Annotated in this window: 12 protein-coding genes and 1 tRNA gene; 5 read left to right on the top strand and 8 right to left on the bottom strand. The window is 51.4% G+C overall.

The window, feature by feature from the left end; genetic code table 11:
• Positions 1-38 precede the first annotated feature (38 nt).
• The 5 genes from ABNT28_RS07045 to hemC form a co-directional block, all read right to left on the bottom strand.
• Positions 39-112, bottom strand: a tRNA-Thr gene (locus ABNT28_RS07045).
• Between the two features lie 109 nt (positions 113-221).
• Complete coding sequence (locus ABNT28_RS07040) at positions 222-1,559, bottom strand: heme biosynthesis HemY N-terminal domain-containing protein (RefSeq protein ID WP_332924006.1); 1,338 nt, start codon at positions 1,557-1,559, stop codon at positions 222-224.
• Positions 1,559-2,680 (bottom strand): hypothetical protein, encoded by a 1,122-nt coding sequence (locus tag ABNT28_RS07035; protein ID WP_332924007.1) that lies wholly within the window; start codon positions 2,678-2,680, stop codon positions 1,559-1,561. The genes ABNT28_RS07040 and ABNT28_RS07035 overlap by 1 nt, the downstream gene beginning before the upstream one ends.
• A complete protein-coding gene (locus ABNT28_RS07030; RefSeq protein WP_332924008.1) occupies positions 2,677-3,519 on the bottom strand; it encodes a uroporphyrinogen-III synthase in 843 nt (280 codons plus the stop codon). Before ABNT28_RS07030 ends, ABNT28_RS07035 begins: the two co-directional genes overlap by 4 nt.
• Before the next feature lie 62 nt (positions 3,520-3,581).
• Positions 3,582-4,571 (bottom strand): hydroxymethylbilane synthase, encoded by a 990-nt coding sequence (hemC, locus tag ABNT28_RS07025; protein WP_348721274.1) that lies wholly within the window; start codon positions 4,569-4,571, stop codon positions 3,582-3,584.
• A gap of 91 nt (positions 4,572-4,662) precedes the next feature.
• Between hemC and tsaD the strand changes: the two genes are divergently transcribed.
• The 3 genes from tsaD to ABNT28_RS07010 are packed head-to-tail and all read left to right on the top strand — an operon-like array spanning position 4,663 to position 7,168.
• Entirely contained in the window at positions 4,663-5,742 is a 1,080-nt protein-coding gene (tsaD, locus tag ABNT28_RS07020; RefSeq protein WP_332924010.1) for a tRNA (adenosine(37)-N6)-threonylcarbamoyltransferase complex transferase subunit TsaD, read from the top strand.
• Positions 5,739-6,713: an NAD(P)H-dependent glycerol-3-phosphate dehydrogenase gene (locus ABNT28_RS07015; RefSeq protein WP_332924011.1), complete on the top strand. Its 975-nt coding sequence runs from the start codon at positions 5,739-5,741 to the stop codon at positions 6,711-6,713. Before tsaD ends, ABNT28_RS07015 begins: the two co-directional genes overlap by 4 nt.
• A 35-nt stretch (positions 6,714-6,748) precedes the next feature.
• Entirely contained in the window at positions 6,749-7,168 is a 420-nt protein-coding gene (locus tag ABNT28_RS07010) for an EVE domain-containing protein (RefSeq protein WP_332924012.1), read from the top strand.
• A 3-nt stretch (positions 7,169-7,171) separates the two neighbouring features.
• Here ABNT28_RS07010 and ABNT28_RS07005 read toward each other — a convergent pair whose 3' ends face one another.
• From ABNT28_RS07005 to ABNT28_RS06995, 3 genes are all read right to left on the bottom strand, one after another.
• The gene (locus tag ABNT28_RS07005) at positions 7,172-7,426 is read right to left on the bottom strand and encodes a lipid-A-disaccharide synthase N-terminal domain-containing protein (RefSeq protein WP_332924017.1); all 255 of its coding nucleotides are present in this window, start codon (positions 7,424-7,426) and stop codon (positions 7,172-7,174) included.
• Between the two features lie 115 nt (positions 7,427-7,541).
• Positions 7,542-8,330: a glycosyltransferase gene (locus ABNT28_RS07000; RefSeq protein ID WP_332924013.1), complete on the bottom strand. Its 789-nt coding sequence runs from the start codon at positions 8,328-8,330 to the stop codon at positions 7,542-7,544.
• 46 nt (positions 8,331-8,376) lie between these two features.
• A complete protein-coding gene (locus tag ABNT28_RS06995) occupies positions 8,377-10,038 on the bottom strand; it encodes a glycosyltransferase family 39 protein (protein WP_332924014.1) in 1,662 nt (553 codons plus the stop codon).
• A gap of 206 nt (positions 10,039-10,244) precedes the next feature.
• Between ABNT28_RS06995 and ABNT28_RS06990 the strand changes: the two genes are divergently transcribed.
• Positions 10,245-11,606, top strand: coding sequence for an MATE family efflux transporter (locus tag ABNT28_RS06990; RefSeq protein WP_332924015.1), 1,362 nt, complete (start codon positions 10,245-10,247; stop codon positions 11,604-11,606).
• A 20-nt stretch (positions 11,607-11,626) separates the two neighbouring features.
• Positions 11,627-13,033 (top strand): leucyl aminopeptidase family protein, encoded by a 1,407-nt coding sequence (locus ABNT28_RS06985; protein ID WP_332924016.1) that lies wholly within the window; start codon positions 11,627-11,629, stop codon positions 13,031-13,033.
• Positions 13,034-13,077 lie beyond the last annotated feature (44 nt).

Genomic DNA, 13,077 nt, shown 5'->3' with positions numbered 1-13,077 from the left:
CGCTTGACCAGATTGACCTAACCCTAGGTTCTTTAAAATGGTGCCCGATGCCAGAATCGAACTGGCGATTGATGATTACGAATCAACTGTTATACCACTTAACTAATCGGGCTGATGCACATTAGTAGCATGTTGAATCTGTATAATTCGCTTTACCTATTTTTTCAATCGGGCTTTCATGACCAGCTATTCTGGTCTGTCATAGCTGTCAAACAGGCTCATCAAACAGTCTCATCAAACAACGGCGTCACACGATCTGGCCGTTGCCACCCAAGCTGGGCGAAACTATCGCAATCGGGGCAATGGCTGTACCACTCATCATGTAGGCTTTTACACGCACCACATTGCCAGCTATGCGGTCGCGGGGCTTTGCTGGCCGCAACAAACGCCGCATGCGCATCTTCCTGATGACCATGCAACTGGGCGATACGTGCCGCAACTTGCCATGCATCGGCATCGCGTCGGCTTTCGGGTATTGCCTTGATCTGGCCAGTGGCTTCACCGTCCAGCCCCACGTCAAGTGCCAGATTGGCAATAATGCACCGTGCCGCATCGCCTGCATTATTGCCAGCCGGAATCACCTTCATCAGCTTGGCGATAAACCCACCGTCATTTACCTGCCATGCCTGCTTGAGTCGATTGGCAATCTCGATATGCGGGGTGATGGCAAATGCTTTTTCCAGCACCTTAGCCGCTTTCCGGTTTGCGCCTGTTTCAAGATATATATCACTTAGCATAATCACTGCAGGCAGAAACCCAGGAGCAGTCTTAATAATGCGCATCAGCACCTTTTGCGCCCCTTGACGATCAGCATTGTCGATACGTTCACTGGCATCCATATAAAGCAACGCGTTGCGCTGTGATTGAATATTGGCACTTCCCTCTTGGGGCTCAACTTGTCCAGATCCGGATTCACTGGCAAGTATTTCAAGGGCGGGCAAAGCTGCCTGCCACTCATGTCTAGCCGCTTCAAGATGAACAATATGCGATGCTGCCAATGTTGATTTTGGTCGCAAAGCCAACGCCTTGCGCGCCGACGCCAGCGCGGCATCTGGCGCATCATCGTCAAGCGCCAAACGCATCATCCCTATATGCCCCAGAAACGCACTGTCAGATTCGGCAATCAGTGAGGTGAAATAACGTCGGGCTGCCTGGCGATCCCCTGCCAGTGCTGACGCCTGTGCGGCCAGCAGATTGGTCAGTTGCGGCGCGTCAAGTAAACGGCGCGCCCGTGCCGCCTGTCGTTTGGCCTCGGCTGGCTCTCCAGCTGAAACTGCCATCAAGCCCAATGTCAGTGCCTTATGTCCAGCTATATCGCGGCGTTTCTTTACCGAACTGCCAAGCCAGCCTGGCAGCGATTTTATAAACCGATAAAGCCGATCAAAAAACACCATGCCTAGCGCAAACACAACAATCAGCGCCACCGCAAGGCTGGTACGCATTTCCAGCCGCCACCCCAGCCAGTCAATCTGAACGCTACCTGGCTGGGCGGCTAACCAGCTGGCTATAACCGCCGTTGCCAGAATGAACAGGAACAGAATCACAAGCCGTATCAGCATTAACTTGCCTCGACTATATCGACCAGAACCGCAGCGACCAGCTGCATGATCGTGGCATCAAGCTGATGACGTGCTGTTGCCGCCGCCTGCCATTTTGTCAATTCTGGCACATCATGCCCTTGCCATGTTTGTGCCGCCTGCAAAGCAGCATCAAAATGATGCGCCATAACCGCTTTTTCAAAGGCGGCAAGCTGACCTGCTGGGCTATCTGTCGCGTGGTCAGTCGCGCGCAGATTAACCAGCTTGCCAAGTTTGGCACTGGCTTGCCCCAATAGTGACTTATCCACCTCTTTGATTTGCAGACTATCAGCCATAGCGGCAATCACGTGATCTGCATCACCAAGCAGATTGCTGCGGCTTGGCGGGTCTTGCACCAACGCGACAGACAGCGTTTCCATATCAAAATCAAGGGCACCTTGCGCCACAAGTGCCTGCAAAACATCATACCACTGGCCGACAGGCCGACCAGCCATGTTATCAGCCATCAACCCGCTCACAGCGACCAGTGACGCGTGCGACAGAATGGTAGCCGGTTGAACAGGTTGAGGCGATGCACGTGACAATAATCCATTACTATCTGTTGTTTCAGCCGAAGCCACATTATCCTGTTGCACAGGCTGGTTAGCATCGTCTGTAACCGATGGTGATGAGGCGCTGTCCAGCAAAGTGAGTTCAAACATAGTGTCTTCAATCTCACCAAGGCGATCCGTCAGCACCGCCAAACGCTGTGCTATATCGCTTGCCACTACATCTCCCTTTGGCAAATTCTCTGCTTGCTGGGCGATTCTTGCTTCCAGATCACGCCGTATTTCGTCCCCTGCCAGCTTGTTTTCATCAACAGCTTTTTCCAATGCCGCCAGACGAAGCGTTAGGGCATCGACCTCTTCAGTAGTGGCCGTATTTACTGGCACATCTTGATATTGGTTTTGATACAGGCTGAATGCGGCAACGGCGATACTTATGCAAGCCAGCACCAACGCTATGATAATAGCACCTGAAACCCGCGCATCACTTTTTGCTGGCGTGGTAGTGCGATGATCCGACGATTTGGCTGTTGCTGGTTTTTCAACAGCGTCCCCCTCGATTGTTTCAGCAGACGGTGTTTTTGCTTTCGAAGTCATTCTGCACTGTCCTTGCCTATGGCCACCTGCCTTTGGTTAGCCTGCCGATCTACCAACGTCGCGATGGCCAGAATACGGCTTCGTGATGGTCTTTTGCTGACCCATATATGTTTCCAACCCACACCTGCCGAATCCGCAATCACCGCACTGCCTGCAATGACGCTTATCCGGTGTCTATGTTGCCACAGATTTCCTGTTTTAAGCAATTCGACAAACAAGATGGCACTGCGGGCTGACATAATAATGACTGAAAGCATGCCGCCATCATCCAAATGCCTTGTAACCGCCGGATCAACAGCGCTAACAGGTGCCATATCATAAACAGGCATATCAATGACAGTAATGTCATGCGCCCCAAGCGCCGATTGCATATCAAAACTTTTATGCATAGCTGACGGCCACAAAATAGCCATATCCCCATTCATCTTTGCCGCCAGAATATCCGGCACCAGCCCCGCGCCACCGCCACGGCCAACGATTACATCTTTAAACCCTGCCAGCCGTGCCGCACTACCTGTTGCCGCGCCAACGACAAAGACCGGCTTGTCCAGCCATGCGCCCAAGGGTGGCGACGCCGCAAAACAGCTAACAGCATTGCGACTAGTAAAAATTAAAGCTGAGATAGTCACTGGATCAGGCAGATCATAACGGGCAAGTGGCACCAACGACATCACCGGCATGGCCATGGCCGCAACTTGGCGTCTTTGCAGGGATGCAACATCGCGCATTGCATCGGCAAGCGGGCGTGTTGATAATATCAGATGGTTCTTTTGACGTGCCATCGCATCACTTTGCTTGATCCCGCTTGAATAATCGACAAGGCTATAGTCTCCAAACATAGCGCATTTTGTTTAGTGATGCTGAGCTTTATTATCAGGCTTTTTCGACATTTTTTTCAGGCTTAGGCCAGAAAATCATGTCCACCCGCATCATCAAGAAGCGCCGTGGCAAGTTTGACACCAAGCGCCTCTGCATCATTTTTTCTACCTGTCATTGTTTGGCGAAATGCGGCACCACCATCATGGCTTAGCACCATGCCATCCAGACTTAGTGTCTGATCATCAATAAAGCGTGCGCTTGCCGCAATCGGCGTATGACATGATCCGTCCAGATGTGCCAGCATCGCACGTTCGGCGGTCACCTCAATCATACTGGCGGCGCAAGTCAGCGCCGACACCGCATCAAGCACCGCTTGCTGGCGCGTAGCTGTCTCACCTTGCGCCATATTTGGATCACATAGCTGAACAGCCAAAGCACCTTGTGCCGCCGCTGGTGGCATGATCTTTTCATCAAGCGGCGTATAATCGATTGTCAGATTCAGGCGTTTCAGCCCAGCAACGGCCAGAATAATGGCGTCGTAATCACCCTTTGCCAGCTTTGCAATACGGCTGTTTATATTGCCGCGTAACAGCGTAATGCGTAGATCAGGACGATGATGCAGTAACAAAGCCCGACGCCGCACCGAAGATGTGCCCACAATGGCACCATCTGGAAGCGCATCCAGATCAGCATATGTGCCAACCAGCGCATCACGACGGTCTTCGCGCGGCAATACCGCGCCAATCATCGTGCCATCGGCAAAATCACTTTCCATATCTTTCATCGAATGCACAGCCGCATCACATTGTCCGGCCAGCAAACTGCGTTCAAGCTCCTTGATAAAAACGCCTTTACCGCCTACCTCGACAAGGGGACGATCAACTATGCGATCACCCTTGGTGGTAAACGGTTCGATCCGGCTTGCAACCGGTGCTAGGGCCACACGCACAAGTTCAGCCTGCGCCATCGCAAGCGTTGACGCCCGACTGGCAAGAACAAGAGGCGTAGCAGAAAAATAACTATCGTCAGGTTTCATCACCGCCATATCTAATGCGCCAGCGCGCGCTTGCATAGCCCAAAAAGCCCCAAAAAATCTAGTATCAACAGCTTGCGGCATGATACGATGCTACCGAACCTGAAAATATGGAAAGATCACCTTCATAATGGCAAAAGATTTTACCATCCTTGGTATCGAAAGCAGTTGTGATGAAACCGCCGCGGCTATCGTCAGCGCTGATAAATCGATCCATGCCAATAAAATCGCGTCACAAATCGAAACGCACGCCAAGCATGGCGGCGTCGTTCCCGAAGTTGCTGCCCGTGCGCATCTTGACATGATTGACGATGTCATTGCGTCAGCGCTTGCCGATGCGGGTATGACATTTGACGATATTGATGGTGTTGCTGCCACTGCCGGACCTGGTCTTATTGGCGGGGTTATCGTTGGTACCGTTGCTGCCAAAGCTATTGCCGCCGCACGGTCTATCCCCTATTACGCTGTCAATCACCTCGAAGGTCACGCCCTGAGCGGTCGGCTATGTAATGACATTGGCTTTCCCTATCTTTTGCTTCTGGTTTCTGGCGGCCATACCCAGCTTCTTGCCGTAACCGCACCTGGCAAATATCACCGCATGGGCACAACGATGGATGATGCCGCTGGCGAGGCTTTTGACAAATGCGCCAAAATCATGGGGCTTGGTTATCCGGGGGGGCCTGCTATTGAAAAAGCCGCCACCTCAGGTGATGCTACATCGATCACCTTGCCGCGCCCGTTACGTGGCGCAAATAATTGTCATTTTTCCTTTTCCGGACTGAAAACTGCCTTGGCAACAAAACTGGCACAATTAGGCGGTGTCCAGACAGCACCTATCAATGATCTGGCAGCCAGCTTGCAAGCCGCCATTGCCGATTGTCTGGCTGATCGCACCAAACGTGCGATGCAAATCTTTGCCACCGATATTAACATTTCAAACCACGGCATCAGCACCGCTAACACCCTTGTTATTGCTGGGGGGGTCGCGGCCAATAAAACGATTTTTAACCGACTTCAAACCGAGGCAGAATCTGCCGGATTTCAGATTGTTGTTCCACCAGCCAATCTCTGTACTGACAATGCCGCCATGATTGCTTGGGCCGCGCTTGAACGCCATGACCAGCCAGACCAGCTAGATTTTGAACCACGTCCGCGCTGGCCGCTTGACCCTGATGCCAGCCCACCACCTGGGCGTGGGGTGCGCCAATGACTATGAAGCCTGTCATCATTGGCGGGGGTAGCTGGGGATGCGCCATTGCCACTGCCTTAGGGCGCGCTGACCATAATGTACATCTTTTGGTACGCCGTCAGGAAACTGTCGATGCGCTGGCCACTGGCCATTGTGTGCAACTTCCCAATGTCTCCTCGATGCCGCCGATGCCAGCCAGCGTCTCGCCAGCATGTTTGCAAACAGCTAGCATGATTTTTGTTGTTGTGCCTGTTGCTGCCAATCCAGCCACTTTTGCGACCATTGCCGCACATGCTACGGCTGGCACACCTGTGATTTTATGTGCCAAAGGAATCACCAGTCAGGATGGTCAGAATGCTCAGCTCCTGACCCACGCCGCTCAACAGGCCTTGCCCGATTATCCTATCGCTGTTTTTTCTGGACCAAGTTTTGCCGACGAGGTTCTGACTGGGTTGCCCGCCGCCCTTGTCGCCGCATCAACATCACCGAATGTTCTGGACATGATTCAAAGCGCATTCCGGCACAGCAATATTCGCGTTTACACACATAATGACCCAGATGGACTGGCACTGGCAGGTGCCATGAAAAACGTTGTGGCTATCGCCGCTGGATGTGCTGTCGGACTGGGGCTTGGCGACAATGCCAAAGCGGCCATCATCACCCGTGGACTAGCTGAAATCGCGCGCCTAAATCACGCTATTGGCGGTGATGCTGACACCATTTTTGGGCTTGGCGGTGTTGGTGATTTGGCGCTCAGTTGCGCTGGACCACATTCACGCAATATGGCTTTTGGCCTTGCGCTTGGCGCGGGTGAAACAGTGCCAGACAAGCTTGCCGAAGGCAGTCGCACCGTCGCCGGATTGGCACGTTTGGGACGTGACAAGAACGTTGATTTACCTATCACCAATGCCATTGACATGGTGCTGAACCATGGACAAAATTTGAATGACGCCGTAAAGGCTTTGCTGGCACGGCCTCCCGGTGCTGAATAATGTAAGCACTGAATGACCTGAAAGGAGACGATTACATGCATTATTGGCTATTGAAATCCGAACCATCATCTTGGTCATGGCAGAACCAACTTGATCGTGGCGAAACAGGCGAAGGCTGGGATGGCGTGCGTAATCATCAGGCGTCGAACAATATGAAAGCGATGCAGATTGGTGATCTGGCATTTTTCTATCATTCGGTAAATGAAAAGCAGATTGTTGGCATTGTTGAAATTTGTGCGCTTTACCATCCTGATCCGACGGATGCGTCGGGGCGGTTTGGCATGGTCTCGGTCAAAGCGGTAAAAAGCGTAACCAAACCAGTAACACTGGCCAGCATCAAAGCCGATGAACGGCTTCAGGATATGGCGCTTGTTCGGCAAGCGCGCCTGTCGGTCATGCCCGTCACCGAATCGCAATGGCATATCATCATGGACATGGCTGAAACGACGCTCTAACGCCTAGCTATCGTCATTCTTGCTTCGATGGATAAAATATAGATTACGGAAATAAATAAATAGACCCAAACCCTGTCCACTGATAATGACCGGATCTTGCCGCCATATGGCGTATAAAAGCAGAACGCTACCCCCGCCAATGGAAAAATACCAAAAAGCCAAGGGAATGACCGACCGTCCCTGACCTTCCGAACTCAGCCATTGCAAAATAAAACGCATCGCAAAAAGGCCTTGTCCAGCAAACCCAACAACCACCATGATCTGTTCGGGATGCGTGGCAAGGCTGGCTGGTAAAAACGGAAACACGGCCAATAATGCAGTGGCGACCACGCCAACAGCCATTTCAATCTGGCCTGACATAACTTCAATCATTTTATGTGCCTTTATGATTACGTTGGCGTTTTGGCGCGGCAATCTCGACCACCGAACCCTGCCGTGGTGCCCGTTTTAACAACCATATGACACCAATAATATCCGAAATGCCAACCACCAGTCGATCCAGCACTTGGTATTTCGATTGCCCTTGCGTGCGTGCCCGATGCGCAACAGCAACTCCGGTTACACCGCCACCATGACGGCGAACAAGGCTGGGCATAAAGCGGTGCATATGATTGAAAAAAGGTAATTCGATAAACAAATCACGATGCAGAATCTTGATACCGCATCCTGAATCTGGATGCGTATCGCCAAGCAAGGCTTTGCGTATCCATTTGGCAATGCGTGACGCTTGCAATTTCAGCGCTGTATCTTTGCGTTTTTGCCGGATACCTGCCGCCATACCACGTTCTGGATAATCGGCAAGAAGCGCCGCTTCCAGCGCTGGAAGATCGCTAGGCACATTCTGTCCGTCACCATCAAGCACCGCAATCAGATATCCTTTGGCCATCAGCAAACCCGAACGCAATGCCGCACTTTGGCCAGCACGCTTGGCGTGCCGCATAACACGTAATTGGGGAATGGCGCGCTGGCTGTCAGCCAATTCATCAGCCGTGGCGTCGGTGCTGGCGTCATCAATATATATGATTTCAAAATGTCGGCCTGCTAGCGCAGAGACAATTTCGTCAATAAGCGGACGAATATTCCCTGCTTCATTCATCACTGGCACCAATACCGATATATCAATATCAGCTTTGCTGGATGCTTTTGCCGTATTTTGCGCCATAAAAGTAACCAATTATCAAATAGAGATTTTAATTTATAACCGCTTCTTACCCTGTGCGGCTAGCGCCGTCAAACATCTGCACACGATAGATAAGCATTATTACCGATTGCCCCTTGGACATATTGATCCCGCTGACTTGAATCGGGGTCTCCAGCTTCAGCCCCAGTGCTTTGGTGGTTTCCAGAAACACATCATGTTCACGGCTTTCGACAAGCGCAACACCACCTGACGCTTCATCAAGGAAAAACGCAGCTTCGCGGCCATTCAAAAGCAACAGATCCTTGCCAAGTAAAAACACCAATGACGGCTCGTGATAACCAGCCGCCGCTATGGCTTGTGGCCGTGCGGGCATCTGGTCAATAACCTTGGTAATCGCTGTTGATAGATGAATACGTTGCAAGGATGGTAACAAACCACCAATAGCAAAAATGTTAAACGCCATCGCTGCTGCCAGCGTGATGCCAAGCGGACGCATAGTCTGCGTTAGAATCCATTGCAGGCCAAACCAGCTTGCACATGCCGCCGCCATCGCACCAAGTCCGGCAAAGGCAAACGCCATAACGCTATCATTACCGCCGTAATTCATTGCACTCCATATTAACAGCATCGCAAAAACCACAGCCACAAGCAGGCATAGAAACTCAAATGCCGTGATGACATAGCGTGCCAGTTTGGTCGTTGGCAGGGCTGTGCGGATGCCAACGACGCAGAGCAATGCCAAAGCTGGCAATACTGGCAATGGATAATGCGGTAATTTGGTCGGCGTCAGCTCAATGACCAGCCAGAACGGTACCAGCCATGCTAGCAGGAATCGTGCTTCGCTATTGGCAAGAATCTGTCGAAAGCTGAGGAGCGCGCGTGGCAATAACAAACAAGCTGGCCATAGCAGAATGACAAGCAAAGCCAGATACGTTCCTGGCGGAGCACCATGCGATTCCTGACCTGATTGAACTTTAGCCAGAAAATCACCCTTTATCGCAATATCCAGAAATGCCCCATCGGTTGCCAGGCTGACCAGAATGGCCCAGGGCAGAACAAGCATCGCCACAATTGCAAAACCTGACAATAATCGTAAAGGGCGCAGTAACCCAAGATCACGATGCCAGATCATCAATGTCGCTGTTGTTAAAATCGCCAGTAATGGCGCAATCGGTCCTTTGACCAGAATCGCCAGCCCCATAATCACCCAGAATGCCAGAAACGCCGATCGAGGCGGTGTTGTGCCAGCAAGATAGGCGCGATAGATCATCAATAGTGACAATTGCTGCCATACGCATAACCCCATCAGCAAGGCATCAGTTTTGGCAAGATGCGCCTCGGCAAATACGACAAGGCTGGTGCCAAGAAACGCTGTCCCTATTAAGGCTAATCGTGGTTGATATAACAAAAGCCCCGCACGATAGGTACCCACCAGCGCCAGCAAAAGCCCAAACAAACTGGGTAACCTATATACCGCTATATCGTCTTGGCCGAACAATTGTGCACTGATTGATTGAAGCCAGTAAATACCAACAGGCTTTTTGGCGCGTAGCTCATCTTGAAAGCGCACCGTTATGAAATCACCACTTTCAACCATCTGTTTGCTGGCTTGTGCAAAACGCGACTCATCTCGATCCATAGGCGGCACCAGCTGATGCCCAACCAGAACAAATATGGTCAACAGCCCAAGAAGCAGATATAGAATCGAACGGTGTGAGATAAGGGACAAACCCGTTTCCTTTGCGCATCCACGCTACCAGTTAAGACGCGTTCATAGGTTTAGGCAATTTACCAGTAAATGAACAGCCCTGATCGCAACTAAGAGAATACCGATTGTGAAAATGACTTCATCATAAATCAAAATCGCAGTACCTTAAATCCTAACGATTGACACTCTATTGCCTATTATCAGCCGTTCCCCGGAAAGCCACCTTCATGTCCTGCACCACCAATGACCCTATCGCCCAAACCAGATGGCGGCATATATGGTCTCTATCATGGCCTATTTTTCTTGCCAATATAACGGTGCCGCTTGTCGGTGCGGTTGATGCGGCGATGATGGGACGGCTTGACAATGTGGCCTATGTTGGCGGGGTAGGGCTTGGTGCTTTGATTTTCAATTTCATCTATTTCGGCTTTGGTTTCTTGCGTATGGGCACGACCGGACTTGTCGCCCAGGCGCATGGCCGCAATCTGTCTGACGAGATTGTTAATTTACTGGCACGGGGTTTGTTTCTGGCTTTCTCGATTGGCATCATACTGATTCTGGCTATGCCGATGATTAAATGGATCGCTGTTCTCAGCTTTGCTGGCAGTCCTGACGTCGAAGCCTTGATGGTATCATATCTCAATGTTCGGCTTTTTGCGGTGCCTGCTGCGCTGGCCAATACGGTTCTGATCGGATGCCTGTTTGGCCGTCAGAACATGCGGCTATGTATGACGCATCTGCTTATCGTCAATGTGATAAATTTGATTCTCAATATTGGCTTTGTCCTTGGTCTTGGTATGGATGTTGAAGGCGTCGCACTGGCATCGGTAATTGCCCAATGGACAGGCTTTATTGTGACATTCAGCCTGATGAAATGGCAGTGGGGCAAGATGCTGGATGGCTTTATCACCTATCTATTCACTGGCTTATTGACCGGCACCTCCCGCTGGTTTCAATGGACTGCTTTTGGTGATTTCTTCCGACTTGGACGTGATATTTTTATCCGCACAATGCTGTTACTGGCATGCGAGGCAATCCTTTTGAATCAGGGCGCACAACTTGGTGATCTTGAACTGGCCGCTTGTCATCTGATGATGGTGATTTTTACCATGATCGCTTTTGGCCTTGATGGGTTTGCCCATGCTGCCGAAGCGCTAGTTGGCGCGGCTATTGGCCAGAATGATCGCGCCATGCTTGATCGGACGATTTTGCGCACCAATAGTCTGGCTGTCCTGACGGCTATCCTGATTGCGCTCGTGATCTGGCTTGGTCGCGATATCATCATCGGCTTGCTGACGCAGCAAGATGATCTTTTTGCACTGACCGCGGCAAACTGGATGTGGATTGTCCTGATCGCACCGGCCTCATGTCTTGCTTTTCAGCTTGATGGTATTTTCATAGGGGCAACACGCGCCAGTGAAATGCGGAATGCGATGATAATATCGTCGATATTGTTTGTTTTGCTGATCTGGGGGTTGCGTGGATATGGCATTGGTGGGCTGATGGGTGCCTTTACTATCTATCTTGCCTTGCGCGGCCTCACGCTTTGGCTTTATCTTGGGCGCGTCCGCAAATTGGCGGATAATTAACTGAACAACGGAACAAACTCATGGCTGATACATATCATAACGCAACCGATTTTGGCCTGATTGAACTGGCATCTGCACCTAACAACGTCTTACCATTACATTTGCTCACAACCGAAGCGTGGCAGGCATGGTATAAAGCGGCCGCCAATAATCACCAACGCTGGATTGACGCACAGGGATTTGAACCAAAGCCAGGCCGCGCTATAACCTTGCCAGGCCATAATGGAACACTCGATGGTGCGGTCGCTATCATCAGTACCAAACCAATCTGGGACGCCGCCATGATCGCCAACGGTTTGCCCGTGCAGACATGGCAGATCGATAACGATTCCGCAGACACGGCCTGTGACGACAGCTTTGTGCTTGGCTGGGCGTTGGCACATTACCGTTATGTGACCTATCGCGACAAACCAGCGTCAGCGCGGGCATCGCTCATGCTTCCTGCTAAAACAGATATATCACGCATTCTGGGACTTGCCAGTGGTATCTATCTTGGTCGTGACATGATTAATATGCCGCCAAATAAGATGAATCCGGCAGGCCTTGAAGATACAGCGCGGCGTCTGGCCACAACCTATAAAGCCAAGATCGATGTTATTTCGGGTGCTAAATTGGCATCCGACTTTCCAGCTATTGATTGTGTTGGTAGGGCGGCTGAATGCCCACCACGCTTGATTGACATGCGCTGGGGCAAAAGCGGACCAAAGATCACCTTGATTGGCAAAGGCATCACCTTTGATTCTGGCGGTCTTGATCTCAAGCCCTCCAAAGCCATGGAGATGATGAAAAAGGATATGGGCGGCAGTGCCATCGCGCTTGGCCTAGCCAATGCGTTGATGCATGCCAATGTCCCGATCCAGCTTCGTGTACTTGTGCCTGCCGCCGAAAATGCCGTCTCTGATCGTGCGATGCGGCCGCTTGATGTGATCGACACGCGCGCTGAATTAAAAGTCGAAATTGGAAATACCGATGCCGAGGGCCGTCTGGTGTTGGCCGACGCCATCACTTATGCGCGTGAGGACGAGCCCGACTTCATGATTGATTTTGCAACTTTGACTGGCGCGGCACGCGTTGCTCTTGGCACCGAATTACCTGCGCTTTTTGCCAATGATGATACTGTTGCCCGTTCGATCATTGAGGCCAGCAACAAAGCACAAGACCCTCTGTGGCAATTGCCTTTATTCAATGATTATGACCGCTATCTGGATGCAGGTTACGCCGCCATGTCCAGCACCGGTGCTAGTGGCTATGGCGGCGCGATTACCGCCGCGCTATTTCTGCGCCGCTTTGCTGGAACTGACACTAACTGGGCGCATATTGATGTGATGGCATGGAATCTGTCTGCGCGTCCGGGCCGACCGAAAGGCGGCGAAGTCATGAGCTTGCGCGCCTTGTTCGACTATATTGACGGCCTTGCCCATATCTAGGCCACTTTAATCACAGTGCCCTAGTAGCCACGATCCCAATCAAC

Origin of the sequence: uncultured Candidatus Puniceispirillum sp., from assembly GCF_963979125.1 — a bacterium.
In the GTDB taxonomy this organism is placed as follows: domain Bacteria; phylum Pseudomonadota; class Alphaproteobacteria; order Puniceispirillales; family Puniceispirillaceae; genus Puniceispirillum.
Note: the sequence above shows the minus strand (reverse complement) of the source record. Positions and strands in the feature narration are given on the sequence as shown.

Excerpts from the sequence above, each read along its gene's own strand:
- ABNT28_RS07040 (WP_332924006.1), bottom strand. The coding sequence starts at position 1,559 with ATGCTGATACGGCTTGTGATTCTGTTCCTGTTCATTCTGGCAACGGCG.
- ABNT28_RS07035 (WP_332924007.1), bottom strand. The coding sequence starts at position 2,680 with ATGACTTCGAAAGCAAAAACACCGTCTGCTGAAACAATCGAGGGGGAC.
- ABNT28_RS07030 (WP_332924008.1), bottom strand. The coding sequence starts at position 3,519 with ATGTTTGGAGACTATAGCCTTGTCGATTATTCAAGCGGGATCAAGCAA.
- hemC (WP_348721274.1), bottom strand. The coding sequence starts at position 4,571 with ATGCAAGCGCGCGCTGGCGCATTAGATATGGCGGTGATGAAACCTGAC.
- tsaD (WP_332924010.1), top strand. The coding sequence starts at position 4,663 with ATGGCAAAAGATTTTACCATCCTTGGTATCGAAAGCAGTTGTGATGAA.
- ABNT28_RS07015 (WP_332924011.1), top strand. The coding sequence starts at position 5,739 with ATGACTATGAAGCCTGTCATCATTGGCGGGGGTAGCTGGGGATGCGCC.
- ABNT28_RS07010 (WP_332924012.1), top strand. The coding sequence starts at position 6,749 with ATGCATTATTGGCTATTGAAATCCGAACCATCATCTTGGTCATGGCAG.
- ABNT28_RS07005 (WP_332924017.1), bottom strand. The coding sequence starts at position 7,426 with ATGGTGGTTGTTGGGTTTGCTGGACAAGGCCTTTTTGCGATGCGTTTT.
- ABNT28_RS07000 (WP_332924013.1), bottom strand. The coding sequence starts at position 8,330 with ATGGCGCAAAATACGGCAAAAGCATCCAGCAAAGCTGATATTGATATA.
- ABNT28_RS06990 (WP_332924015.1), top strand. The coding sequence starts at position 10,245 with ATGTCCTGCACCACCAATGACCCTATCGCCCAAACCAGATGGCGGCAT.
- ABNT28_RS06985 (WP_332924016.1), top strand. The coding sequence starts at position 11,627 with ATGGCTGATACATATCATAACGCAACCGATTTTGGCCTGATTGAACTG.